General features: G+C 62.1%; 27 protein-coding genes and 1 pseudogene. 13 read left to right on the forward strand and 15 right to left on the reverse strand.

Features of this window, described 5'->3' with window-relative positions:
- Window positions 1-5: 5 nt before the first annotated feature.
- The 3 genes from NDI72_RS17160 to NDI72_RS17170 all read right to left on the reverse strand — a co-directional run bounded on the left by NDI72_RS17160 (window position 6) and on the right by NDI72_RS17170 (window position 967).
- Window positions 6-368, reverse strand: a complete 363-nt coding sequence (locus tag NDI72_RS17160; protein ID WP_206546529.1) for an antibiotic biosynthesis monooxygenase family protein — start codon at window positions 366-368, stop codon at window positions 6-8.
- The gene (locus NDI72_RS17165) at window positions 365-697 is read right to left on the reverse strand and encodes an NIPSNAP family protein (protein WP_113153712.1); all 333 of its coding nucleotides are present in this window, start codon (window positions 695-697) and stop codon (window positions 365-367) included. Before NDI72_RS17165 ends, NDI72_RS17160 begins: the two co-directional genes overlap by 4 nt.
- Before the next feature lie 63 nt (window positions 698-760).
- A complete protein-coding gene (locus tag NDI72_RS17170) occupies window positions 761-967 on the reverse strand; it encodes a DUF1127 domain-containing protein (protein WP_224924922.1) in 207 nt (68 codons plus the stop codon).
- Between the two features lie 92 nt (window positions 968-1,059).
- Between NDI72_RS17170 and NDI72_RS17175 the strand changes: the two genes are divergently transcribed.
- The 3 genes from NDI72_RS17175 to NDI72_RS17185 all read left to right on the forward strand — a co-directional run bounded on the left by NDI72_RS17175 (window position 1,060) and on the right by NDI72_RS17185 (window position 3,233).
- Window positions 1,060-1,743 (forward strand): ArsR/SmtB family transcription factor, encoded by a 684-nt coding sequence (locus NDI72_RS17175; RefSeq protein WP_283801123.1) that lies wholly within the window; start codon window positions 1,060-1,062, stop codon window positions 1,741-1,743.
- Between the two features lie 99 nt (window positions 1,744-1,842).
- A complete protein-coding gene (locus NDI72_RS17180) occupies window positions 1,843-2,889 on the forward strand; it encodes a M42 family metallopeptidase (protein ID WP_283801125.1) in 1,047 nt (348 codons plus the stop codon).
- A 209-nt stretch (window positions 2,890-3,098) separates the two neighbouring features.
- Window positions 3,099-3,233: a hypothetical protein gene (locus tag NDI72_RS17185; protein WP_256370533.1), complete on the forward strand. Its 135-nt coding sequence runs from the start codon at window positions 3,099-3,101 to the stop codon at window positions 3,231-3,233.
- A 9-nt stretch (window positions 3,234-3,242) separates the two neighbouring features.
- Here the strand turns inward: NDI72_RS17185 and NDI72_RS17190 are convergent, their stop codons facing one another.
- The 4 genes from NDI72_RS17190 to dut form a co-directional block, all read right to left on the reverse strand.
- A complete protein-coding gene (locus NDI72_RS17190; RefSeq protein ID WP_283801127.1) occupies window positions 3,243-3,602 on the reverse strand; it encodes a DUF1850 domain-containing protein in 360 nt (119 codons plus the stop codon).
- Window positions 3,599-5,716: a TRAP transporter permease gene (locus NDI72_RS17195; protein WP_206549113.1), complete on the reverse strand. Its 2,118-nt coding sequence runs from the start codon at window positions 5,714-5,716 to the stop codon at window positions 3,599-3,601. The genes NDI72_RS17190 and NDI72_RS17195 overlap by 4 nt, the downstream gene beginning before the upstream one ends.
- A gap of 194 nt (window positions 5,717-5,910) precedes the next feature.
- Window positions 5,911-6,867 (reverse strand): TAXI family TRAP transporter solute-binding subunit, encoded by a 957-nt coding sequence (locus NDI72_RS17200; RefSeq protein WP_113156109.1) that lies wholly within the window; start codon window positions 6,865-6,867, stop codon window positions 5,911-5,913.
- Between the two features lie 235 nt (window positions 6,868-7,102).
- Window positions 7,103-7,588 (reverse strand): dUTP diphosphatase, encoded by a 486-nt coding sequence (gene dut, locus NDI72_RS17205; protein ID WP_113153716.1) that lies wholly within the window; start codon window positions 7,586-7,588, stop codon window positions 7,103-7,105.
- Window positions 7,589-7,791: 203 nt separating this feature from the next.
- Here dut and NDI72_RS17210 point away from each other — a divergent pair, with 203 nt between their 5' ends.
- The 7 genes from NDI72_RS17210 to NDI72_RS22100 all read left to right on the forward strand — a co-directional run bounded on the left by NDI72_RS17210 (window position 7,792) and on the right by NDI72_RS22100 (window position 13,667).
- Window positions 7,792-9,381 (forward strand): peptide chain release factor 3, encoded by a 1,590-nt coding sequence (locus NDI72_RS17210; protein WP_283801129.1) that lies wholly within the window; start codon window positions 7,792-7,794, stop codon window positions 9,379-9,381.
- A 187-nt stretch (window positions 9,382-9,568) separates the two neighbouring features.
- Entirely contained in the window at window positions 9,569-10,228 is a 660-nt protein-coding gene (locus NDI72_RS17215) for a peroxiredoxin (RefSeq protein WP_283801131.1), read from the forward strand.
- 46 nt (window positions 10,229-10,274) lie between these two features.
- Window positions 10,275-11,255: a hypothetical protein gene (locus NDI72_RS17220; RefSeq protein WP_283801132.1), complete on the forward strand. Its 981-nt coding sequence runs from the start codon at window positions 10,275-10,277 to the stop codon at window positions 11,253-11,255.
- 163 nt (window positions 11,256-11,418) lie between these two features.
- Complete coding sequence (locus NDI72_RS17225) at window positions 11,419-11,769, forward strand: MliC family protein (RefSeq protein ID WP_206546536.1); 351 nt, start codon at window positions 11,419-11,421, stop codon at window positions 11,767-11,769.
- A gap of 69 nt (window positions 11,770-11,838) precedes the next feature.
- Window positions 11,839-12,195, forward strand: a complete 357-nt coding sequence (locus NDI72_RS17230) for an ArsR/SmtB family transcription factor (protein ID WP_206553349.1) — start codon at window positions 11,839-11,841, stop codon at window positions 12,193-12,195.
- A 38-nt stretch (window positions 12,196-12,233) separates the two neighbouring features.
- Entirely contained in the window at window positions 12,234-12,782 is a 549-nt protein-coding gene (locus NDI72_RS17235; RefSeq protein WP_206546537.1) for an SRPBCC family protein, read from the forward strand.
- 39 nt (window positions 12,783-12,821) lie between these two features.
- On the forward strand, window positions 12,822-13,667 hold the full coding sequence (locus NDI72_RS22100; RefSeq protein ID WP_502888424.1) for an SRPBCC domain-containing protein: 846 nt from the start codon (window positions 12,822-12,824) through the stop codon (window positions 13,665-13,667).
- Window positions 13,668-13,703: 36 nt separating this feature from the next.
- Here the strand turns inward: NDI72_RS22100 and NDI72_RS17250 are convergent, their stop codons facing one another.
- From NDI72_RS17250 to ubiE, 8 genes and pseudogenes are all read right to left on the reverse strand, one after another.
- Complete coding sequence (locus NDI72_RS17250) at window positions 13,704-14,621, reverse strand: pirin family protein (RefSeq protein ID WP_283801134.1); 918 nt, start codon at window positions 14,619-14,621, stop codon at window positions 13,704-13,706.
- 245 nt (window positions 14,622-14,866) lie between these two features.
- Window positions 14,867-15,391 carry a GNAT family N-acetyltransferase gene (locus tag NDI72_RS17255; RefSeq protein ID WP_206553352.1) on the reverse strand — a complete coding sequence of 175 codons (525 nt, stop codon included), beginning with the start codon at window positions 15,389-15,391 and terminating at the stop codon, window positions 14,867-14,869.
- Complete coding sequence (coaBC, locus tag NDI72_RS17260) at window positions 15,388-16,632, reverse strand: bifunctional phosphopantothenoylcysteine decarboxylase/phosphopantothenate--cysteine ligase CoaBC (protein ID WP_283801135.1); 1,245 nt, start codon at window positions 16,630-16,632, stop codon at window positions 15,388-15,390. The genes NDI72_RS17255 and coaBC overlap by 4 nt, the downstream gene beginning before the upstream one ends.
- A 14-nt stretch (window positions 16,633-16,646) precedes the next feature.
- On the reverse strand, window positions 16,647-17,072 hold the full coding sequence (locus NDI72_RS17265) for a type II toxin-antitoxin system VapC family toxin (protein WP_113153728.1): 426 nt from the start codon (window positions 17,070-17,072) through the stop codon (window positions 16,647-16,649).
- Window positions 17,056-17,232 (reverse strand): hypothetical protein, encoded by a 177-nt coding sequence (locus tag NDI72_RS17270; RefSeq protein ID WP_222474305.1) that lies wholly within the window; start codon window positions 17,230-17,232, stop codon window positions 17,056-17,058. Before NDI72_RS17270 ends, NDI72_RS17265 begins: the two co-directional genes overlap by 17 nt.
- A gap of 15 nt (window positions 17,233-17,247) precedes the next feature.
- Window positions 17,248-17,313, reverse strand: a pseudogene (locus tag NDI72_RS22105) (FitA-like ribbon-helix-helix domain-containing protein); the annotation flags it as partial.
- A 423-nt stretch (window positions 17,314-17,736) separates the two neighbouring features.
- Complete coding sequence (gene ubiB / locus NDI72_RS17275; RefSeq protein WP_283801136.1) at window positions 17,737-19,311, reverse strand: 2-polyprenylphenol 6-hydroxylase; 1,575 nt, start codon at window positions 19,309-19,311, stop codon at window positions 17,737-17,739.
- Window positions 19,312-19,321: 10 nt separating this feature from the next.
- Window positions 19,322-20,098 carry a bifunctional demethylmenaquinone methyltransferase/2-methoxy-6-polyprenyl-1,4-benzoquinol methylase UbiE gene (gene ubiE / locus NDI72_RS17280; protein WP_113156110.1) on the reverse strand — a complete coding sequence of 259 codons (777 nt, stop codon included), beginning with the start codon at window positions 20,096-20,098 and terminating at the stop codon, window positions 19,322-19,324.
- A gap of 108 nt (window positions 20,099-20,206) precedes the next feature.
- Here ubiE and NDI72_RS17285 point away from each other — a divergent pair, with 108 nt between their 5' ends.
- The 3 genes from NDI72_RS17285 (at window position 20,207) to NDI72_RS17295 (ending at window position 22,551) form a co-directional block, all read left to right on the forward strand.
- Complete coding sequence (locus NDI72_RS17285; protein WP_283801137.1) at window positions 20,207-21,187, forward strand: adenosine deaminase; 981 nt, start codon at window positions 20,207-20,209, stop codon at window positions 21,185-21,187.
- A gap of 70 nt (window positions 21,188-21,257) precedes the next feature.
- The gene (gene upp / locus NDI72_RS17290; protein WP_113153732.1) at window positions 21,258-21,887 is read left to right on the forward strand and encodes a uracil phosphoribosyltransferase; all 630 of its coding nucleotides are present in this window, start codon (window positions 21,258-21,260) and stop codon (window positions 21,885-21,887) included.
- A gap of 97 nt (window positions 21,888-21,984) precedes the next feature.
- On the forward strand, window positions 21,985-22,551 hold the full coding sequence (locus NDI72_RS17295; RefSeq protein WP_206546542.1) for a TIGR02281 family clan AA aspartic protease: 567 nt from the start codon (window positions 21,985-21,987) through the stop codon (window positions 22,549-22,551).
- Window positions 22,552-22,555 lie beyond the last annotated feature (4 nt).

Here is a 22,555-nt window from a genome sequence, read left to right on the forward strand (position 1 = left end):
CCGGGCTATCCCGACCGACGGGCCGCGTCATGCATGGCTCGGCTGTCGGCGGGTGCTTCGGCCCGCTCCGTCATTCCGTAATCGCGCAGGACATGGGCGATGCGTAACCGGTAGCCGGCGAATATGCCGTTCCGCCCGGCGCGCTGCGCCTGCCTGTGTTCCTCCGTGTTGCGCCAGGCTTTCACCGCTTCCTCATCGCGCCAGAACGAGAGCGAGAGCACCCGGTTCCCGTCATTGAGGCTCTGAAACCTCTCGATGGAAATGAAGCCATCCACGCCGTCGAGCATCGGTCGCAGGTCTGCCGCGATGCCAAGATAGGCATCACGCTTTCCTGCCGCCGGCTCCACTTCGAAGATCACCGCGATCATGGCTGCACCCATTTCGCATGGGGAGCGGAGGCAAGTTTCAGAAACATGCGGTCCTCCTTCAGGATGAAACGTTCGCGCTTTGCGAATTCATAATTCGCGCGGCCTTCGGGGCTTGCAGCAAGCCGCGCCCGGTACTCTTCGTAAGCTGCGAGACTGTCCAGATTGTAAACGCCATAGGCGGTGGTCGTGGAGCCCTCATGTGGTGCGAAATAGCCGATCAGGTCCACGCCTGCGCGCGGGATCGCCTGACCCCAGTTGCGGGAATATTCCTCGAAGGCGTCCCGCTTGAAGGGATCGATCTCGTAGCGGATGAAGCAAGTGATGGTCATGGGGGTGGTTGTCTCCTGCCGACATGCTTCGGTCGGTATCGAAGCATTTTCGGGTTTTCTGTGTCAGATGTCCCAGAAGGGTTTTGCGGATTCGCGCTGCACGTCGCGGCGGGTCAGGCCCACATCGCGCAACTGTTCGTCGGTTAGGTCTGTTAGCGTGCGCCTCTGCCGATAGCGTTCCGAGGCCAGCGCAAGGCGCGCTGCGAAACACTGCAGCATGACGGTGATCGACAGGGGGCGGCGTGCGTCCCGCATCGAAGATGGCGTCAATGGTTTTCCATAGGGGCGCATCGCTTTCTCCCTGGTTCGACAAGGAGAGAATAGAGCTTGCTGCACATTCACACTTTGATTAGCATCGAACTATGAAAGCAGGAGCGGACCTCGCCCAAATTGCCAGCCTCGTCGGAGATCCGGCGCGCGCCAACATGCTGGCTGCGCTGATGGGCGGCACGGCTTTGACGGCCAGCGAACTGGCGGTCGAGGCCGGCGTCACCCTGCCGACGGCGAGCGCCCATCTTGCCAGGTTGACCGAGGGCGGCCTTTTGCGCATGGCGCGGCAGGGCCGTCATCGCTATTACGCGCTGTCCGATCATCAGGTGGCGGGCATGCTGGAATCCATCATGGGGGTCGCGGCGGCGCTGGGGCAGCGAAAAGTGTTGCCCGGTCCGCGCGACACGGCCATGCGCGAAGCGCGCATCTGCTACGACCATCTGGCGGGAGAGGCGGGCGTCGCCATGTTCGATGCCTTTGCCGGGCGTGGTTTTCTGACCATCGATGGAGAGGATGTGAGCCTCACGGAAAAGGGCGCTGGCTTCTTCTGCGATTTCGGGCTCGACATTGAGGCGATGCGCAGGAAGCGGCGGCCGATGTGTCGCTCCTGTCTGGATTGGAGCGTGCGGCGTTCGCATCTGGCAGGCAGTCTCGGCGCGGGCATGCTCGACCGCTTCATCGCGCTGAACTGGGTGCGGCGGAAAAAGGAAAGCCGCATCATCCGCTTCACACCACCGGGGCGCACGGCCTTCGACAAGCTGCTGCGCGAGGCCTGAGCCAGCGCGAAACGCAGGCGTGGCCGTTTCCTTCCGCGCGGCTTTGCGCCATGGTCGCCCCTCACCAATGATTCCAACAAAGCTCTGCCGGGGACAATGATGAACACCGAACTGCTGCGCAGGCTCTGCGAAACGCCGGGCGCGCCGGGCCATGAAACGCGCGTCCGCGCCCTCATCGAAGAAGAGATCGAGGGACTGTTCGACGATGTGCGGACCGATCCGATGGGCTCGCTCCTGTGCGTGCGCAAGCCGCGCAAGAAGACCAAGGGCGATCCGCTCAAGATCATGCTTCTGTGCCACATGGACGAGATCGCCTTTCTCGTGACCCATGTGACCGAGAAGGGCTTCCTGCATCTCGATCCGGTGGGCGGCTTTGATCCGCGCAACCTGTTTTCCCGCCGTGTGCTGATCTGCACCGAGAGCGGCGACTACAAGGGCGTGATGAACCCCGCTGGCAAGCCGATCCACATTCAGAGTGCGGAAGAGCGCAAGAAGGTGCCGGAGCCGGGCGATTTCATCGTCGACATGGGGCTTGGCGAAAAGGCGCGCGATCTGGTGCAGGTCGGCGACTTCGTGGTGATGGACGAGCCTTTCCTCGAAATGGGCGACAAGTTCGTCTCCAAGGCGCTCGACAACCGCGTCGCCTGCTGGCTTGGCATCGAGGTGATCCGCGCGCTGGAGGAAGCCGGCACGAAGCATGATTGCGAGATCCATGTGGCCTTCACGGCGCAGGAAGAGGTTGGCCTGCGCGGCGCGCGCACGGCGGCCTATGCGGTCAAGCCGGATATCGGTCTCGGCATTGACACCACGCTTGCCTGCGACACGCCGGGCATTGGCGAGCATGAAGCGGTGACAAAGCAGGGGCAGGGCTTTGGCCTGCACGTGAAGGACTCGTCCTTCATTGCCGATCAGGCGCTGGTGCGTGAAGTCGAACAGCTCGCCAAGAAGAAGGCGATCCCCTACCAGCGCACCATTCTGGCCCGTGGCGGCCAGGATGGCGCGGCAGCCCAGCAGGCCGCCGCCGGTGCGCGCGCCGTGGGCATCGTGGTGGGCACACGCTACATCCACACCGTGACCGAGATGATCGACCGCAACGACCTTCAGGCCGCACTCGACATCATCGTTGCCTATCTGGGCGAAAACTGAGACTGAAGCGCCGCCGCGCCGCGCAGAACTGTGGCGCGGCGGCCACACCGTAAAACTCGCTGAACGCGCAGCCGTTTTCTGCCTACAAACGGGCACAAACCGGGGCGAAATCCGACCGGCATTCACAGAGCGTTCACCTTGTGAATGTAAAGCTTGAGACAGTTGTAACAGGCGGTTTTGGAGGAGCCGCCACCGGTTGGACGAGACCCATGGCACTTTTTGTACGTTGTATTGCCGCCCTTCGTGAATTCATCGCGCCGCGCTACCATCCGGAGCGCCACTATATGCGCGGACCCGGCCCTGCTTGCCAGAAGCGTGGCGGCGGTTCGGCCACGGCAGCCTGACGGCAGCGCTCACTCACAATATCTGACGATCACCGGCTTTCCGGCTGCCGCGCCCAGTTCGTGGCATTCTTCTGCTGCGCATAATTGCCAGCCGGAGCCTGTTGCGCCCGACGCCGCAAGGGCAAGTTCGCTCTGTGGCGGCAGGGTCGGGCGGTAGGTCCACCAGCCATTTTCAAAGCGCGCTTCGGGCGGCGGCTCCATGCCCGCGCCCGATCCCTGAACGCGCGCCTCGACAAGTTCGAGCCCGGCAGGGCCTGCCCGCCAGTCTTCTTCCCAGCGGATCTTCTCGACCGAATGCGTCCATGACAGGGTGAAAAGCGCCGCCCCGAGGGTCAGCGCCTTTCCGCCTGCCAGAACGCAAATGCTCATTCGCCGGCCCGCTTTTCCTGAGGCGCGTGCGCCATGCGGGTGCGATACCAGTGCTGCCCGAGGAACAGGGCCGCAAGCGCGAAGCCGAGTTCATCGGTAACAGGAAGAGCCGCGATCAGGGTGAAGGCCGCGACCGCTGCAAGGACGCGCTCCCAGATGGCGAGTTTCGAGCGCAGGAAGCCGATCACCGCAGCCCCCCACAGCGCGATCGCCAGCAATGCCTTGAAGACGATGTAGGCGACCGCCGGATAATAGCCCCAGGCCTCGGCCAGCGGTCCGCCATCCTGAAGCATCAGCGCCGGTGTGTAGACCGCCATGAAGGGTATCACGAAGCCGGCGGCGGCCACCTTGATCGCTTCCATGGAAATCTTGAGGCCGTTTTCCTTGGCGATGGGGCCGGCGGCGAAACAGGCAAGCGCAACAGGCGGCGTCAGGTCGGCCAGAATGCCGAAATAGAACACGAACATGTGGCTGACGATCAGCGGCACGCCGAGCGCCAGAAGCGCCGGGCCGGCAATCGACGAGGTGATGATGTAGTTGGGGATGGTCGGAATGCCCATGCCCAGAATGATGCAGGTGATCATGGTGAGCACGAGCGAGAGGAACAGGCTCTTCTCACCCACCGAGACGATGAACTGGCCGAACGTGTTGGCGACGCCGGTCAGGGTCATGGTTCCGATGATGATGCCGACCACGGCACAGGCCACGCCCACCGGCAGCGCTGTCTTCGCGCCCTCGGCAAGCGAGTCGCGGCAGACGGCCAGCGTCTTGCGCCCGCCATCGACGAACAGGTTCGCGACGATCAGCACAAGGGCGGCGATCAGGATCGCCGTGATGCCGTAGCTGAAGAAGCTTGCCGCAACGAGGCCGAGACCGACCCAGAAGATGACCCGCAGCACCTGGCCGGGAAGACCGAGCGCCACCGAGCCGCCGAGGATCAGCAGAACCGTCAGCGACAGCCCGATCGTGCCGGCGAAGAGCGGCGTATAGCCGGAGAAGAGGAGGTAGACGAGCACGGCCAGCGGCAGGATGAGATACCAGCCCTTGCGCAGCGCCTTGCGGGGAGAAGGCAGCTCCGAGCGCGGCAGGCCGTGCAGGCCATATTTGCCGGCTTCCAGGTGCACCATCCAGAAGGCGGAGGCGAAATAGAGCACGGCGGGAATGATCGCCGCCTTGACCACTTCGTAATATTCGATGCCCAGCGTCTCGGCCATGATGAAGGCCACGGCGCCCATCACCGGCGGCATGATCTGCCCGCCCATGGAGGCGGTGGATTCGACGCCGCCGGCAAAGGCCGCGCGGTAGCCGAAGCGCTTCATCAGCGGGATGGTGAACTGGCCGGTGGTCACCACATTGGCGACACCCGAGCCGGAAATCGTGCCCATCAGGCCGGATGAGATGACCGACACCTTGGCCGCGCCGCCGCGCGCATGGCCCACAAGGCCGAGCGACACATCGGTGAAGAGCTTGATCATGCCGGCGCGCTCGAGGAACGAGCCGAACAGGATGAACAGGAAGATGTAGGTGGCCGATACGTAGATCGGGATGCCGTAAATGCCTTCCGTGCCATAGGCCATGTGGTCGATGACCTGGCTGAAATCATAGCCGCGATGGTTCAGCGGTGAAGGCAGGTATTGCCCGAACAGGCAGTAGGCGAGAAACGCGCCGGAGATGATCGGCAGAGCCGGGCCCATCAGCACATAGGCGGCGGCAAACACGGTGACGAGCGCAATGACGCCGAACACGATGTCGATGGGTAACGGATCGCCGGCCCGTAGGAGCAGCGGCTTGTATTCGACATACTGATAGAGCGCCACGGCCACGCCGGCGAGCGCCAGTCCCCAGGCCAGCGCCTTGATGGCCGGCGCGCTGCCGCGGGCCTGCACCACCAGCGGAAAGACCAGCAGCGTCAGAAAGCCCACATGGAACGCACGCACCACCTGGCTCGGCAGGTTCAGCACATGGGCGGCGGTGGCGATCTGGTAGAGCGAGAAGATCACCGCGATCCAGAAAAGGAACCGCCCGATGCGGTCGGTGCCGAACTCGCCATGGGCGTGATCGTGCAGTTCTGCCTGGTCCGCGCCTGTCGTCTGGCCGGTTTCACTCTTGCTCATTGGGCGCTCCGCTTCCCCATGCTCTTGTTCGGGCCTTGCCGATTGTCCGCTCGTTGTCCGCTTGGGTGCCGCAGGGGGCACCACAGGGGGCACCGCAGCGGCGCGAGGGCTCGGCATTCGGGCCTTCCTGTCACTCCCCGCGCCGGAGCGTGACAGGAAGGCCCCGTCGCTGGACGGGGCCTCGCCTCACTAGCCTAGAGCAGGCCCTTTTCCTTGTAGTAGCGCTCTGCGCCGGGGTGCAGCGGCAGCGGCAGGCCCTTGGGGCCGTTCTCGGCGGAGATCGCCTTGGCAGCGGCATGAGCGGCCACCATGTCGTCGAGGTTCTCGAAGAGCTGCTTGGTCATCTCGTAAGCAACCTCGTCGGAGACATCCGAATGCGATACGAGAATGTTGGTGATGGCCAGCGTCGGCACATCCTCGCTCTGGCCCTCATAGGTGCCGGCGGGAATGGTTGCCGCGATGAACGGCGCGCCCAGCGTTTCGGCAACGCTGTTGGGCACCGATACGAGGGTCACCGGCAGCGACAGCGCCAGATCCTTGATGGAGGCAACGCCCAGACCGGCCGACTGCAGCGTGGCGTCGAGCTGGCGGTTCTTGATCAGCTCGACGGATTCGCCGAACGGCAGATACTCGGTCTTGCCGAGATCGTCATAGCTCATGTCCATCGCGCCGAAGATGCGCTGGGCGTTGAGCTCGGTGCCGGACTTCGGTGCGCCGACGGAAAGGCCCTTGCCCTTCAGGTCACCGAATTCCTTGATGCCGGATTCCTGCGAAGCAACGATCTGGATGTAGTTGGGGTAGATCGCGGCGATGGCGCGCAGCTTGTCGAGCTTCTGGTTGAAGCCGGCTTCCGCGTCGCCTTCCCAGGCCGACTTCACGGAATCGCCGAGCGCGAAGGCGATCTCGCCACGGCCCTGCTGCAGCAGGTTCAGGTTTTCGACCGAAGCCTTGGTCGACTGCACCTGGGTGCGCACGCCGTCGATCTTTTCGCCGTAGATCTTGGAAAGCTGGGAGCCGAGCGGATAGTAGACGCCCGAAGTGCCGCCGGTCAGCACGTTGATGAATTCCTGGGCCATGGCACCTGCGGGCGCGAGGCCCAGCGAAAGCGCAACCGCGCCGGCTGCGAGATACTTCCTGCTTGCTGATAACATCTTGTCTCCTCCGCTGTTTAACAGTTCGGCAGGCATGGCGGCCTGCGCCATGCGTGACTGTAGACAACCGCACGCCCTTGCCAACCGGAAAGCGGCAGACAAAGGGAAAAACGGCCTGTCAAAGCCGATAATCGGAGGGAAAAAGCGGCGCAAGCCCCAAGCCGCCGCAATAACGGCCTGAGGTCTTATACCAAAGTATAGTGTCGTTGCGGCAGCCCCAGCGGCTGCCCCATAGTCAGGCGACGCCGGTGGAGCCGAAACCGCCTGCGCCACGGGCGGTGCCGCCCACATGGGTGCGTTCTTCAAGCCGCGCCTGGCTGACCGGCGCAATCACCAGCTGGGCGATGCGCAGGCCGCGGGTGATGGCGAAATCATCCTCGCCATGGTTGATCAGCAGCACCTGAACCTCGCCGCGATAGTCGGCGTCGATGGTGCCGGGCGCGTTCAGGCAGGTGATGCCGTGCTTCAGCGCGAGGCCGGAGCGCGGGCGCACCTGTCCTTCGAAACCCTCGGGCAGTTCCAGCACGAAGCCGGTGGGTACCAGCGCGCGGCGGCCGGGCAGGAGAACGATGCGGCGGTCTTCGGGCACTGCGGCGCGCAGATCCATTCCCGCTGCGGCCTCGCTCTCATAGGCGGGCAGCGGCAGCCCCTCGCTGTGCGGCAGACGAACGATGCCGACGGTGGGGCCAATGACGGGCATGGAGGAAACGGTGTTGGACATGGTGCTTATCCTGTGCGCTGCAATCCGGGGGACGACGATCACGACTCATTCCGTCTGGCCCGTTTCGCCGGCGAATTCAACAGCTGGCCGTCAGCCAGAGCGATCTCTTCACCGCTATGTGGCTTTTGCGCGCGTCCACTTTCCGTTCGACAGGCGCAGCGCCGCTTGTTAAAAGCCCCGGGCTTCAGGAAAACCAGATACAGATGACCGACAAAATCGCCGATGCGGTGGCCCGCCGCCGCACCTTCGCAATCATTTCGCACCCGGACGCCGGTAAGACCACGCTGACCGAGAAGCTGCTTCTGTTCGGCGGCGCGATCCAGCTCGCCGGTGAGGTGAAAGCGAAGAAGAACCGCGTCCAGACCCGTTCGGACTGGATGAACATCGAGCGCGAGCGCGGCATTTCCGTCGTCACATCGGTGATGACGTTCGAGTATGGCGACCACGTTTTCAACCTGCTCGATACGCCGGGCCACGAAGACTTCGCCGACGACACCTATCGCACGCTGACAGCGGTCGACAGCGCCATCATGGTCATCGACGCGGCCAAGGGCATTGAGCCGCGCACGCTGAAGCTGTTCGAAGTGTGCCGCCTGCGCGACATCCCGATCGTCACCTTCGTCAACAAGCTCGACCGCGAAAGCCGCGACCCGTTCGAAATCCTTGACGAGATCGAGCAGAAGCTGGCGCTGGACACCGCACCCGTCACCTGGCCCATCGGCCGGGGCAAGAGCTTTGTCGGCACCTATAATCTCGCCAACGACACGATGCGCCGCTCGGATGACGATGTGGAACCGATCGCCGTCGATGGGCCAGATTCCGACGCCGTGGCCGGTCTCCTGCCAGAAAACGAGCGCGACATGCTGGTCGAGGAGATGATGCTGGGCAAGGAAGCCTGCCGTCCCTTCGACATGCAGGCGTTCCGCGAAGGGCACCTCACACCGGTCTATTTCGGCTCGGCGCTGCGCAATTTCGGCGTGCGCGACCTGATCGAGGCGCTTGGCGCATTCGGTCCCGAACCGCGCGCCCAGGAAGCGGATGCGCGCAAGGTCGAGGCGAATGAGGAGAAAATGACCTCCTTCGTCTTCAAGATCCAGGCCAACATGGACCCCAACCACCGCGACCGCATCGCGTTTGTGCGCGTGTGCTCGGGCAGGCTGCAGCGCGGCATGAAGGCCAAGCTGGTGCGCACCGGCAAGCCGATCAGCCTGTCAGCGCCGCAGTTCTTCTTCGCCAAGAGCCGCATCACCGCTGACGAGGCGTTCGCCGGCGACGTGGTGGGCATTCCCAACCACGGCACGCTGCGCATTGGCGACACGCTGACCGAGAGCGAGGAGCTTCTGTTCCGCGGCGTGCCCAATTTCGCGCCGGAAATCCTGCGCCGCGTGCGCCTTGGCGACGCCATGAAGGCCAAGAAGCTGAAGGAAGCCCTGCAGCAGATGGCCGAAGAGGGCGTCGTGCAGCTCTTCACGCCCGAAGATGGCTCGCCCGCCATTGTCGGCGTCGTCGGCGCGCTTCAGCTCGACGTTCTGAAAGAGCGTCTGAAGATCGAGTATTCGCTGCCGGTGGATTTCGAGATGGCGCGCTTCAGCGTTTGCCGCTGGATCACCTCCGACGAGGCGGGCGAAGTGGACCGTTTCATTGCCAGCCATCGCGGCGACATTGCGCGCGATCTGGACGACGATCCGGTTTTCCTCGCGCCGCATGAATTCGGTCTGAACTACGAGGCCGACCGCTGGAAGGCCGTGCGCTTCACCGCCGTGAAGGATTATCAGACCCGAAAGGCCGCCTGAGCGAAGGAATTCGCCGGGCAACACGAGTGGGGGATGTAAATTTCCCTCTCGTACTCATTTTGGGAATGAGATTCCAAGCAACTGCGTCAATTTACACCTAGATGAGGTTCATCAACCTGTGTTTGGGTTGCTATCCTGCTGCGGCAGGAACACCCAACGCTTTATCTCACCTCAGGAGGAGAGAACGATGAGCCTTCGCATCAATGACGCGGCGCCGGATTTCAGCGCCGAGACCACCCACGGCACAATCAATTTCCATGACTGGGTCGGCGACGGCTGGGCCGTGCTCTTCAGCCACCCCAAGGATTTCACGCCCGTCTGCACGACCGAACTCGGCACGATGGCTGGCCTCGAGGATGAGTTCAAGAAGCGCAACACCAAGATCATCGGCATCTCCGTCGATCCGGTCGAGGACCATGTGCGCTGGAAGGAAGACATCAAGAAGGCCACCGGCCAGGCTGTCGAGTATCCGATGATCGGCGACAGCGACCTGAAGGTCGCCAAGCTCTATGGCATGCTGCCGGCTGACGCGGGCGACAGCTCCGACGGTCGCACGGCTGCGGACAACCAGACCGTTCGCTCGGTCTACGTTGTCGGTCCCGACAAGAAGATCAAGCTGGTGCTGACCTACCCGATGACGACGGGCCGCAATTTTGCGGAGATCCTGCGCGCCATCGATTCCATCCAGCTCACCGCCAGGCATCAGGTGGCGACGCCCGCCAACTGGCAGAATGGCGAGGACGTGATCATCACGCCGGCCGTCTCCAACGAAGAGGCCGAAAAGCGTTTCGGTTCGTTCGAGACGATCCTGCCCTATCTGCGCAAGACCAAACAGCCGGCCGGCTGATCCCTTCGCAGGACAGGTGCCAAGAATATCGGCCCCGGAAGCACTGTTGCTTCCGGGGTTTTTCTTATGCTTTCATGAATTGTTTTTAGTTGGTGGTTGTGGCCAGGGTGGTGAGGTTATGCGCCAAAACATGGTTTTCGGAGCGGTTGCATTTGGGGTGGTGCTCTCAGTTCAGGTGGTAGCTCAAGAGAATCCGACACCCGAACAACCAATGGAACTACGTGTAATTCAGGAGGGGGCTGCCGAAAGATCTACTATGGAAGCGGAGCCGATCGCTCCCGCCATCTCGTCAGCTGAGCCCTCTGGTACTAAGTTTGATGACAGCGGTGCGCGCGGTGGCGGAAAGGAACCAACTGATCCAGAACAGTTTTCTTGGTATGGCGATACGCCAGCCCAATGGGCGATGACCATTATTGGCTTTTTCGCACTTACTGTTAGTGTGTGGGCTGTATGGCTTCTGAAGCGGACCCTTGATGCTACTCGCGAGACGCTGAAGGAGGCCGAGAGGACAGCCGAAGCCGCAAAGCTTGCACTGTTCAATGATCGTGCTTGGCTGTGCTTCGAGCGGCCGAGAATTACTCTCGCCAATCAGATAACTGTCGACGGCCAGTCATTTGCTGAGGGGATTGTAATCTATCTGTTGTTTCGAAATGGCGGAAGAACGCCGGCTACGCATGTCGGAGTTGAGCGTGAGGGGAGCATTGCAGATGTTAGTGATGAAGCATACCCGCTCGTCGACTTCGATTCAGAGGCTTTTAACGGTACTGCTATTGTTGCTGCGAGCTCTAATTTCGAAAGCGCTCCACTTTCTATTGTCGGAGAAGAATTGCAGCGGTTCAGGAGGCGCGAAGTTAAATTCTGCGCGCACGCCTTTGTGGGGTATCGCGACATCTTTGAGAAAGATAAAAAACGCTTAACAGAGGTCGTAGTTGAATTTATGTATATGGGGGAGGGCAAAGACGGCTTCGGGAATATCGTGCCTCAGCTAAGTTCAGGCATTGTTGGTCGACGGAATCGCGCAGAATAGGGTTTCTGTAGGATATCTCTTAGAGAAGAGATTTTTATTTGGTGGCGGGATTTTCGGTTTTCACCGCATAAGAGTTTTTCAAACCTAAGATAGAGATTGTCTTTAATTCGACACGCTGCCACGGTGTGATGATCTGGTTTTATAATGATTCAGGAGTTTCATCATGCGCCGTTCCATTCTTGCGCTCGTTTCCACTCTCGCACTGGGTTCGTCCGCCTTTGCCGCGACGCTGGAGATCGATCTGCCCGATGTGGAGAGCGTGGAAACCACCGCAGTGACCTATGCCTGCCCGGACGGTGACATCGACGCCACCTATTACAACGCCGACGGCAATTCGCTCGCCGTCGTCACCATCGATGGCAACCCCGTCGTGATGAGCAATGTGCTCGCGGCTTCCGGCGCGAAATATGCAGGCGGCCCCTACATCTGGTGGACCAAGGGCGACAATGCAGACCTCTATGACCTGATGAAGGGCGAGGACGCAGACCCGGTTTCCTGCACCGCCAAGGACTGATCCCGGTCTCTCTCCATAAAGTTAAACCATTTGGTTGACCATTGGGCTGGCGACGGATATCTAAACCATATGGTTGAATATCAGTCGCCCCATCTGGATGCCGTTTTCCATGCCCTGTCGGATCCGACCCGGCGGGCCATGCTGCACAGGCTTTCAGCCGGAAAGCACAGCGTGTCGCAACTGGCGGAGCCGTTCGACATGTCGCTTGCCGGCGCATCCAAACATGTGAAGGTGCTGGAGGCAGCCGGCCTTGTGAGCCGGCATGTCGAAGGGCGCACCCATTATTGCCGGCTGGAGGCTGCGCGCCTCGCCGAAGCACAGGCCTGGTTCCGCTACTATGAGCGCTTCTGGAGCGATCGGCTCGATGCGCTTCAGAACATTCTGGAAGCCGAGGATCGGCAGAAACCGCCAGCAGACAAGGGCTGAGCGCGCGCCGACGCTGTTTCCTCAATGGGAGAGAGACGATGAAACATGCCGATATGGATGCCTATGGCGTTGTCGAAGCGCCGAATGTGGTGCGTTTCGAGCGCCTTTTGCCCGGCCCGGCCGAGCGCATCTGGTCTTATCTGACCGAGGCCGACAAGCGCTGCCAGTGGCTTGCCGGCGGCGCGATGGAAGAGCGCGTTGGCGGGGCCGCGCAGCTCGTGTTCCGTCACGCCGACTTCACCGACGAAACGCCGCCTGACCAATATCGCGAGATGAACGAGAATGGCTTCGTGTCCGAAGGCCGGATACTCGAATGGGATCCGCCGCGCGTTCTCGCCATGACCTGGCCGGGTGAGGGTGAAGGAAGCGAAGTGCGTTTCGAGCTGTTCCCGGAAGGCGACAGGGTTCTTCTGGTGGTCACGCATAGCCGCCTTGCCGGTCGTGGCGAGATGGTCAACGTGTCGGGCGGCTGGCATGCGCATCTGGCGGTGCTCGACGCGGTCCTTTCGGGCCGGCCCGTGCCGCCTTTCTGGGCGCGCATCTCCGCGCTGGAAGCCGAATACGAACAGCGTTTCTCGCAGACATAAATCACTGTTCGTCCAACGACGAGAGAAGGAAGAAACGTCATGAACATTGCCGTCATGCCGGATGTTTCCGGCCGTCCCCATGAATGCGCATTGTCCCGGTCGATGAGTGCGGATCCCGACACGCTCTATCGCGCCTGGACCGAGCAGCTCGACCGCTGGTTTGCGTCCCGCGCCTCGGTGCATATGGAGCCGCGCGTCGGGTCTCCCTTCTTCTTTGAAACAGTGCATGGTTTTGATGAGGATAAGCCCGCCGAACGCAGGCCCTGTTACGGGCGCTTCCTCAGGCTTGAGCCGGGCAGGCTGATCGAGATGAGCTGGGTCACCGGATCAAGCGGCACCGAAGGGGCGGAGACCATCGTGACCATGGAGTTCTCGAAGCGCAGCCGAGGCAGCCGCCTGAAGCTCGTGCATAAAGGGTTTCCCAGTCAGGAGAGCGCGGCGAAACACGAAGCGCTCTGGCCGCTGATCCTCGATCACCTCGACCGGTGCATGGAAGGCGTTGGCCCCGGTGAGGCTGCGCCAAGGCCGCATCTGGCCGGCGGGCGCAACATCGCCATGAAGTTGCCAGTGCATCAATATGAAGAGACCGTCCGGTTCTACCGCGATGTGCTTGGCATGGAGCAGATCGAAGAGCTTCTCCCGGCCATCGGCTTCCGCTTCGGGGCCAACCAGCTTTGGCTCGACCAGACGCCCGGCATGAGCCAGGCCGAGCTCTGGCTGGAGATCGTCACGGACGACACGAAGGCGGCGGCGGAACTCATGGCGGCGGAGGGCATTGCCCGCTGCGACGCTATCGAACCACTGGGCGAAAACTTCGACGGTTTCTGGATATCGAGCCCGGCCCAGATCATCCATCTGGTCGATCACAAATCCGGCGCGTGGTGAGGCGGCGCGTATTGCGCCGCCTCATTGCGGGTTTCGTCAGGATTTCGCGCCTTCGCGGATGAAAGTGCCGGCATTCAGCTCGTTGAAGGCCTGCATGAGTTCCTGGCGCGTGTTCATCACGATGGGTCCGTGCCAGGCCACCGGCTCCTGGATCGGCTTGCCCGACACAAGAAGGAAGCGGATGCCGCGTTCGCCGGCCTGAACGACAACTTCATCGCCCGTGTCGAACACCACAAGCGTGCGGTCGCCGCTCATGTCGCGCAGATGCACTTCCTCGCCGGCGACTTCCTTCTCCACCAGAACACCGAACGGGCGCGACGCATCGCGGAACGTGCCGGAGCCCTCGAAGATATAGGCAAACGCGCTGCGATAGGTGTCGACCGGCAGCACCTTGCGCTTGCCCGGCGGCACCCAGACATCGAGATATTGCGGATCGGCGGCAATGCCGTCGACCGGTCCGCGCTTGCCCCAGAACTCGCCGACCACCACACGCACCCGCGTGCCGTCATCGTCGATCACTTCGGGAATTTCACCGGCTTTTACATCCTGATAGCGCGGCGTGGTCATCTTCTCGCTCGAAGGCAGGTTGGCCCAGAGCTGGAATCCATGCATGCGCCCGGTCTTGTCGCCATGCGGCATTTCCTGATGGAGAATGCCGCTGCCCGCCGTCATCCACTGCACGTCTCCCGCGCCGAGCGAACCGGAATTGCCCAGACTGTCGGCGTGATCCACGCTGCCGGCCAGCACATAGGTGATCGTCTCGATGCCGCGATGCGGATGCCAGGGGAAGCCGGCCTGATAGTCTTCCGGCCGCTCATTGCGGAAATCGTCAAGCAGCAGGAAGGGATCGGCCAGCTTCGGATCGGTGAAACCGAAAGCGCGGTCCAGCCGAACGCCTGCGCCCTCAATGGTGGGCTGCGCATGCGAAATCTGCCTTACGGGACGAATGGACATGATCGTCTCTCCATCTGTTGCCAGAGCTTTTGACCGAAAAACGGAATCCGGTTTTCGGGCCATTCCAATGCCCTGTCAGTAACCTGGATCGTCCTTTGTGCGTCCGGATGGACGCACGGCGATCTTGCGCCAAACATAGAGAGTGCAGCCCCGCATGGCACCGGCGCTCACGGAAACGGGCTGTCTACAGATTGTGAACAGTCTTTCGGGAATGATGCTTCCGGCGGGAATGAGGCTTCCGAATTTTACCCGCGCCAGTAGATGATTGCCGGCCGTTCGTTGAAGTCCGTGCGGGCGCGTTCCGCAAAGCCGAGGCGCGCTGCGAGCTTCTGCGAAGGCGTGTTTTCCTCATCGATGATGCAGGTGATCTCCATGTCCGGCTGCGCGCTGGCGCACCATTTGAACACGGCTTCCATCGCTTCGCGCGCATAGCCCTTGCCGTGCGCTTCCGGCAGGAAGACCCAGCCGGCCTCCATCGTTCCCTCGATCGAGGGCGAGAGTTCGCGCCGGCATTCCTGCACGCCCGCATCGCCGAGAAATGCGCCGGTGGACTTCTCGATGACGGCGAAATAGCCAAAGCCCATCAGGTCCCACATGCCCCGGTGCATGGCCATGCGCCGCCATGCTTCTTCGCGCGACAGGGCGCGACCCGTGGTAAAGCGCGTCGCCTCGGGCAGCGACCAGAGACGCGCGAAAGCGTCGAGATCGCTGAAGTTGTGCGCCCGCAGCGTGAGGCGTTCTGTTTCCAGAACCGGTGTCGTTGATGTCATTGAGTGGGTCCGAGACGGTCTGCGATGAGTTGCGCCAGTCGCTCCGCAACCTCTTCCTTGCTCATTTCAGGCCACTCGTCATGCCCTTCATGGCCGACGATGACGACGCTGTTGCTGTCGCCGCCCATCACGCCGCCGGGGCCGACGCCGCTGTCATGCGAGACATCATTGGCAACGATGAAGTCAGCGCCCTTCTTGTTGAGCTTGGTGCGGGCGTTCTTGAAGAGGTCCTGCGTTTCGGCGGCAAAGCCGATCACGAGCGCGGGGCGTTTCTTGTGATGTCCGATGCCGGCCAGAATGTCCGGGTTTTCGGTAAGCTCCAGCGTGGGCGCGCCCTCGCCGGGCTTCTTCTTGATCTTTTCCGAGATTTCGACGGCGGGCCGCCAGTCGGCAACAGCGGCAACGAACACGCCCGCATCCGCCGGCAGCGAAGCCTCCACGGCCTCGCGCATCTGGCGGGCCGTTTCCACATGGGTGGTCGTCACGCCGTGCGGGTCGGGAATGGAGACCGGTCCGGAAACGAGGTGCACCGATGCGCCCAGCCGGGCGAGCGCGGCGGCGATGGCGTGTCCCTGCTTGCCCGAAGAGCGGTTGGCGATGTAGCGCACCGGATCGATGATTTCGTGGGTCGGGCCGGAGGTGACGATCACCTTGCGCCCGGCGAGCGGCTTTTCGTGATTGCCGATCAGCGCTTCAACCGCAGCAACGATCTCCATCGGCTCGGCCATGCGGCCCTCGCCGGCTTCCCCGCTTTCAGCCATCTCGCCCCGGTTGGGGCCGACGAAGCTGACGCCGTCCTCTCGCAGTGTCGCAAGGTTGCGCTGCGTGGCCAGATGCTCCCACATGCGCGGGTTCATGGCGGGCGCCATGAGAACCGGCTTGTCGGTTGCGATGAGAACCGTGGACGCGAGGTCGTTGGCATGGCCATTGGCAAGCTTCGCCATCAGGTCGGCCGTGCCCGGCGCAACGACCAGAAGGTCAGCCTCACGCGACAGGCGGATATGCCCGACATCATGCTCGTCCTGCCGGTCGAACAGCTCGGTGAACACATGGTCTGCGGAAAGCGCGCCGACCGAGAGCGGCGTGATGAATTCCTGTGCGGCTTTCGTCATCACACAGCGCACGCTCGCCCCGCGTTCGCGCAGGCGGCGGATCAGGTCGAGGCATTTATAGGCTGCGATGCCGCCCCCGATGATAAGCAGGATACGGGCTTTGGTAAGCGTCTGCTGCGGGGCTGTCATGGATGAAGGCTCTCTCAGGACGGCTTTATTGCGGGCTCTATATCCGTATGGACGAAATCCGAACCTTTGAAAAGGAGCGGCAGGTTAGCGGTTCTGGCCAGCGCGTAAGCAAAGCAGTCGCCGATGTTCAGCGCTGCCGGGTGGCCGGTCGCCTGACCGTAAATCGCATAGGCCTTACGGGCGATGGTCAGCTGCCGCTCATCGAAATCGATGGTTTCGGGGGAAAGCGCGCCAAGAAGCGTGTTGAGCCGTTCGGTGCCGTCGATCAGCGAGATGTGCTTGGCGACATACTGCGCTTCAAACGTCGTGGTGCTGCTGATGAGGATCTGCTCTGCGTCCTGAAGCGCCTGGCGGAACGTATCCGCGTCGGGATCGTCGTTCAGGACGGCGATAAGGGCCGACGTATCGACCACGAATTTGGGCTCACAACGTACGGCCATTCCAGATCTCGTCGCTGATTGCCTTGAGGTCGAATTCTCCAATCGGGCGCATGGAGACCGTGTTGAGCGTTTCTGCGCGCCGCGCCTTGCTCTGATGCTGGGCCGGGTCGTCTGCCAGCTGCACGCTGCGGGCCAGAATGCGTCTGACCTCTTCTTCCATCGAGACGTCATTTTCGGCTGCGCGTCTGCGTAGCGCGCGCCGAACTTTCTCATCGACATTTCGTATCGTTAGTGTCGCCATCGATAAGTCCAAAAAATGAGCCGGCAAATCTGAATGCACAGATTTGAAAAACGCAGACTTGAAAGCAATGACTGCATTTTTGTCTTTGACTGCGTTTGCCGGGTTTTTGACAGCATTGCTGTCATTCTTGCCGGTTTGCGCCCCGCGCGGTCTCGATTGCCTGGAAGGTGCCCCCTTCGCTCGTGCAGCGTATTATGATTCTCTTACTCTATAGATTGTGGGGATGTCATTGCCGGCAATGCATTATTCACACTTCTTCGCACGCGGAAACGCAAGGCGAATCTGTGGCTTAGGTGATGTTTGCTAGCAATGCTGTCATTGCAGGCGCAATGCGTCGTCGCAGGATTAGCCGGCTATCCTGCGCTGCAATGTTCCGAATGTGAGGAAGGATGGCGCAAATGCGCCATCAGCATGGATCGGGGATCAGGAAATCTGCCAGGCGATGACCGCGAGGGCTGCGGCGATGACCCAGAGCGCAACGCGCCCACCACGGGAATGGCGCGCCTCGGCCTTGCCGATGGCTTCCGCCGTTTCCGGATCGAAGCGCAGGCCCTTCTGCGCCATCGTGTCGATTTCGCGTGAGAGCCGCTCCGTGCGTGCGGCGAGATCCGGCGCCTGACGAACGAGCGAGACGAGAGCGCCGACGCCTTCGCGGGCGTCGTTCAGCATGCCGCGCGGCCCGAGATTGCCGGCAATCCAGTCGGAAACGACCGGTTCGGCCGCTTTCCACATGTTGAAATGCGGATCGAGCGTGCGCGCAACGCCTTCCACAACGACCATGGTCTTCTGCAGGAGCAGCAGTTCGGGCCGCGTCTGCATGTCGAACAGCTCGGTCACTTCAAAGAGAAGCGTTAGAAGCCGCGCCATGGAGATGGTTTCGGCCGACTGGCCGTGGATCGGTTCGCCAATGGCGCGCAGCGCCTGTGCGAAGGCCGCCACATCGTGGTGCCCCGGCACATATCCTGCCTCGAAATGCACTTCCGCCACCCTGCGGAAATCGCGGGTGATGAAACCGTACAGGATCTCGGCGAGGAAGTGCCGTTCCTTGCGACCGATACGCCCCGTAATGCCGAAATCCACCGCGACGATGGTTCCATCGTCTTCAACGAAGAGGTTTCCGGGGTGCATGTCGGCGTGAAAGAAGCCGTCGCGCAGCGTGTGGCGCAGGAAGGACTGAATGAGCGTCTGCGCCAGCGCTTCGAGATCGTGACCCGCTTCGCGCAGGGCCTCGATGTTCGACATCTTGGTGCCGTCGACCCATTCCAGCGTCACCACATCGCGGCCGGTGCGCTGCCAGTCGACATTGGGCACCCGGAAGCCGGGATCGTTCAGCGTGTTCTCGTGGATCTCGGAAATGGCCGCCGCCTCGAGGCGCAGATCCATCTCAATCTTGGTCACCTGCGCCAGCGTTTCGGCCACTTTGACCGGCTTCAGGCGACGGGTGGACGGGATAAAGCGCTCCTGCAGATGTGCTGCGAGGAAATAACTTTCCAGGTCGTTCTGGAAGCGCCGGCGCACGCCGGGGCGGATCACCTTCACCGCAACGCGCTTGAGGCCCGTGTCGGTGGCGACGCGCGCCTCATGCACCTGCGCGATCGAGGCCGCTGCCACCGGGCCGTCGAACTCCGCGTAAAGCGCCTCGACCGGCTGGCCCAGCGAGCCTTCGATGGCCGCGCGCGCCTGCGCCTCGGGAAACGTGTTCATGCGATCCTGAAGGCTGGCGAGATCATGCGCCATCTCATGGCCCACAACATCCGGCCGCGTCGCCAGAAACTGCCCGAGTTTCACATAGGACGGCCCGAGCCGGTTCACGGCCTGGGCAAGGCGTTCGGGCCGGTCGCGCCGCTTGGAGCGACGCCGCGACAAGACTTTGGCCACCTTCCAGCCGAACAGCGGCATGCCTTCCAGCTGGTCGCCGGGCATGGCCGCCACAACGCCCTCACGAACAAGAATCCAGCCCGCGCGGGCCAGCCGAAGATATGCGCCGACAGTGCTCATTTTTACGCCGTCAAATCTTCCAGCCGGAGTGCAGGGTGGCGATGCCGCCGGAGTAATTGCGCCAGGTCACGCGGGAGAAGCCCGCATTGGTGATCATCGCGCCGAAATTCTGCTGGTTGGGGAATTTGCGGATGGATTCGATGAGATAGCGATAGGGCTCGCCATCGCCGGTCACAGCCTGGCCGATACGCGGAATGGCGTGGAACGACCAGTTCTCATAGACCTTGTCGAGGATCGGCATGTCCACCTCGGAAAATTCGAGGCAGAGAAAGCGCCCGCCGGGCCGGAGCACGCGGAAGGCTTCGGAAAGCGCGCGGTCGATATGCGGCACGTTGCGAATACCGAAGGCAATCGTGTAGGCGTCGAAACTGTTGTCCTCGAAGGGCAGCTCCTCGGCGTTCGCCTCAACGAAAGTCAGATTGTCGGCGATGCCCTTCTTCTCGGCGCGCTCACGGCCGACTTCGAGCATCGAGCCATTGATGTCCAGAACGGTGACGTCAGCCATCCGGCGCGAGGCCTCGACGATGCGGAACGCGATGTCGCCCGTGCCGCCGGCCACGTCCAGTGCGCGATAGCCCGGTCGCTTGGAAGGCGCGAGCCAGGAGATCATGGCGTCTTTCCAGACCCGGTGCAGACCCGCCGACATAAGGTCGTTCATCACGTCATACCGTTTGGCGACGCGGTGGAATACCGTGTTGACCAGGCCCTGCTTTTCGGTTTCGTCTACCGTGCGAAAACCATAGGCCGTCTCCATGCCGCCTTCGGCGGTGGTGCGCTGATCGGACATCTTCACCCTTTCGAAATCGCCGGGACCATAGCCCATTGCCGTTCGCGGCGCTATTGTCAAAACCGCGATGAACAGCCGCGCCAGCGGACTGGTTAAAATGGAGCCCACATGGTCGCAAAAGCCGAGCTTCACTGCCATATCGAGGGAGCCGCTTCCCCCGATCTCGTCCTTGCCCAGGCGCGCAAATACGGCGTCGACACATCGAATTTCCTGCGCGACGGGGCCTATCACTGGTATGATTTCACCGGCTTTCTCGCCGCTTATGACGAGGCCGCCAGCCTGTTTCGAACCGAAGAAGACTATGCGCTTCTCGCCGAGGATTATCTGACCAGCCTGGCGAAAGACGGCGCGATCTATTCGGAGATATTCATCTCGCCCGATCATGCAGAACGCGCCGGGCTTTCGCGCATGGCCTACACCAACGCGCTTGGCGAGGGCATAGAGCGCGCGCGCGCCGCAACCGGCATAGAGGGGCGCATCATCGTGACCGGCGTGCGCCATTTCGGGGCAGTGTCGGTGGAAGATGCAGCGCGCTTCGCGGTTGCCTGCGAGCATCCGCTTGTCACCGGTTTCGGCATGGCGGGCGAAGAGCGTTTCGGCAATGTGCGCGACTATGAGACCGCCTTCGACATTGCACGCGAGGCGGGGCTTGGCATCACGGTCCATGCAGGCGAGCTGGTCGGCTGGGAGAGCGTCGAGGCGGCGCTGAACCATCTGCGCCCCACACGCATCGGTCATGGCGTGCGCGCCATCGAGAACCCGGATCTGGTGCGCCGTCTGGTGGATGAGGGGGTGGTGCTGGAGGTCTGCCCGGTTTCAAACATCGTGCTGAAGGTCTTTCCCGACTACGCCAGCCATCCTCTGCCGCAATTGATGGCCGCCGGCTGTCGCGTGACGCTCAACTCCGATGACCCGCCGCATTTCCACACGTCGCTCGCGCATGAATATGCGGTGGCGAAGGCGCATTTCGGGCTCGATGACACGGCGCTTCGCGGCATCACGCAAACGGCCATCGAAGCCGCGTTTGTCGATGAGGCCACCCGCACGCGCCTGCTTGCAGCGCTGGGCCATAAAACTGTGGCTCAGTGAGCCTTATGGTATCCTGCGCGGCCACGTGCCGTTAATATCGACAGGATTTCAAGCATTCGGGGAACAGCACATGCAGGGCGTGACCGTCGTCGACCATCCGCTTGTCCAGCACAAGCTCACCATCATGCGCGACAAGGAGACTTCGACCGCCAGCTTCAGGCGTCTGCTGCGCGAAATTTCGCTGCTGCTCTGCTATGAGGTCACGCGCGATCTGGAGCTGACGACACGGCGCATCGAAACGCCGCTTCAGCCGATCGACTCGCCCACGCTCGAAGGCAAGAAGCTCGTCTTCGCCTCGGTTCTGCGCGCCGGCAACGGCCTGCTGGACGGCATGCTGGATCTCGTTCCCGCCGCACGCGTGGCGCATGTGGGCATGTATCGCGACCACGAAACGCTTGAGGCGGTCGAGTATTTCTTCAAGGCTCCGAGCAATCTGGGCGACCGTCTGGTGATTGTCGTTGACCCGATGCTGGCCACGGCCAACTCCGCCATTGCCGCCGTCGACAAGCTCAAGGAGCGCGGCGCGACCAATCTGCGCTTCCTCTGCCTTCTGGCGGCGCCCGAAGGCGTCGAGAACTTCCGCAAGTCGCACCCTGACGTGCCGGTCTTCACCGCGTCCATCGATGAATGCCTGAACGAGAAGGGCTACATCGTGCCGGGTCTGGGCGATGCCGGCGACCGGATGTACGGAACGAAATAACGCTCGTTTAACCAAGCGGCGCGGTTGTCCGCGCCGTTAAAAAAATGGTTGCCGTTGCGGCATAGGGTCTTCCCGATTGAAGGGGTGGAAGGCGCATATGGTTCGCAAGGTGGTCATGCTCGGTATCGTTATCGGAGCTGCGGGGGCAATCCCCGCGCTTTACCAGAGCAATCCGGATTTCTATCGGAGCCTTCTTGGCAGCGCGCTTGAAGAGACGCCTGTGGAGGAGGTTCAGCAGGTCGCGATGGTTCGCGCGCCCGCGCCGGAGCGCGGCAAGACCTCCGTGCTTCTCGGCAAGCGGGTCAGCATCGCGGCCGACAGGTCCGGCCATTTCGTCGGACGCTTCAAGCTCAATGGCCGTCACACGAAGGCCATGATCGATACGGGCGCGACCTATGTGGCGATCAACAGGAGCACCGCGCGCCGGATCGGCCTGAATCTCACCGCGAGCGATTTCAAATATGAAGTCAGCACGGCCAATGGCAAGGCCAGCGCTGCTGCCGCCGTTATCGAAAACCTTCAGATCGGCCGCATCTATATCGAGAATGTCGAAGCGCTGGTGCTTGAGGATCGTGCGCTCGACAGTGTGCTCATCGGGATGAGCTTTCTCGAGCGCCTCGCGCGCTACAGGGTGGAAGATCGCGCGCTGATTCTGGAGCAGTAGGGCA

The organism is Nitratireductor sp. GZWM139, from assembly GCF_030068685.1.
GTDB lineage: Bacteria > Pseudomonadota > Alphaproteobacteria > Rhizobiales > Rhizobiaceae > Nitratireductor > Nitratireductor aquimarinus.

Bases quoted from the DNA above. Each gene is read 5' to 3' on its own strand.
- NDI72_RS17175 (WP_283801123.1), top strand. From the start codon at position 1,060: ATGAAAGCAGGAGCGGACCTCGCCCAAATTGCCAGCCTCGTCGGAGAT.
- NDI72_RS17210 (WP_283801129.1), top strand. From the start codon at position 7,792: ATGACCGACAAAATCGCCGATGCGGTGGCCCGCCGCCGCACCTTCGCA.
- NDI72_RS17255 (WP_206553352.1), bottom strand. From the start codon at position 15,391: ATGACATCAACGACACCGGTTCTGGAAACAGAACGCCTCACGCTGCGG.
- NDI72_RS17185 (WP_256370533.1), top strand. From the start codon at position 3,099: ATGGCACTTTTTGTACGTTGTATTGCCGCCCTTCGTGAATTCATCGCG.
- NDI72_RS17285 (WP_283801137.1), top strand. From the start codon at position 20,207: ATGGTCGCAAAAGCCGAGCTTCACTGCCATATCGAGGGAGCCGCTTCC.
- NDI72_RS17190 (WP_283801127.1), bottom strand. From the start codon at position 3,602: ATGAGCATTTGCGTTCTGGCAGGCGGAAAGGCGCTGACCCTCGGGGCG.
- ubiB (WP_283801136.1), bottom strand. From the start codon at position 19,311: ATGAGCACTGTCGGCGCATATCTTCGGCTGGCCCGCGCGGGCTGGATT.
- NDI72_RS17195 (WP_206549113.1), bottom strand. From the start codon at position 5,716: ATGAGCAAGAGTGAAACCGGCCAGACGACAGGCGCGGACCAGGCAGAA.
- NDI72_RS17165 (WP_113153712.1), bottom strand. From the start codon at position 697: ATGACCATCACTTGCTTCATCCGCTACGAGATCGATCCCTTCAAGCGG.
- NDI72_RS17265 (WP_113153728.1), bottom strand. From the start codon at position 17,072: ATGGCCGTACGTTGTGAGCCCAAATTCGTGGTCGATACGTCGGCCCTT.
- NDI72_RS22100 (WP_502888424.1), top strand. From the start codon at position 12,822: ATGAACATTGCCGTCATGCCGGATGTTTCCGGCCGTCCCCATGAATGC.
- NDI72_RS17180 (WP_283801125.1), top strand. From the start codon at position 1,843: ATGAACACCGAACTGCTGCGCAGGCTCTGCGAAACGCCGGGCGCGCCG.
- NDI72_RS17200 (WP_113156109.1), bottom strand. From the start codon at position 6,867: ATGTTATCAGCAAGCAGGAAGTATCTCGCAGCCGGCGCGGTTGCGCTT.
- NDI72_RS17160 (WP_206546529.1), bottom strand. From the start codon at position 368: ATGATCGCGGTGATCTTCGAAGTGGAGCCGGCGGCAGGAAAGCGTGAT.
- coaBC (WP_283801135.1), bottom strand. From the start codon at position 16,632: ATGACAGCCCCGCAGCAGACGCTTACCAAAGCCCGTATCCTGCTTATC.
- NDI72_RS17250 (WP_283801134.1), bottom strand. From the start codon at position 14,621: ATGTCCATTCGTCCCGTAAGGCAGATTTCGCATGCGCAGCCCACCATT.
- dut (WP_113153716.1), bottom strand. From the start codon at position 7,588: ATGTCCAACACCGTTTCCTCCATGCCCGTCATTGGCCCCACCGTCGGC.
- NDI72_RS17225 (WP_206546536.1), top strand. From the start codon at position 11,419: ATGCGCCGTTCCATTCTTGCGCTCGTTTCCACTCTCGCACTGGGTTCG.
- NDI72_RS17215 (WP_283801131.1), top strand. From the start codon at position 9,569: ATGAGCCTTCGCATCAATGACGCGGCGCCGGATTTCAGCGCCGAGACC.
- NDI72_RS17230 (WP_206553349.1), top strand. From the start codon at position 11,839: ATGGTTGAATATCAGTCGCCCCATCTGGATGCCGTTTTCCATGCCCTG.
- NDI72_RS17270 (WP_222474305.1), bottom strand. From the start codon at position 17,232: ATGGAAGAAGAGGTCAGACGCATTCTGGCCCGCAGCGTGCAGCTGGCA.
- upp (WP_113153732.1), top strand. From the start codon at position 21,258: ATGCAGGGCGTGACCGTCGTCGACCATCCGCTTGTCCAGCACAAGCTC.
- ubiE (WP_113156110.1), bottom strand. From the start codon at position 20,098: ATGTCCGATCAGCGCACCACCGCCGAAGGCGGCATGGAGACGGCCTAT.
- NDI72_RS17295 (WP_206546542.1), top strand. From the start codon at position 21,985: ATGGTTCGCAAGGTGGTCATGCTCGGTATCGTTATCGGAGCTGCGGGG.
- NDI72_RS17235 (WP_206546537.1), top strand. From the start codon at position 12,234: ATGAAACATGCCGATATGGATGCCTATGGCGTTGTCGAAGCGCCGAAT.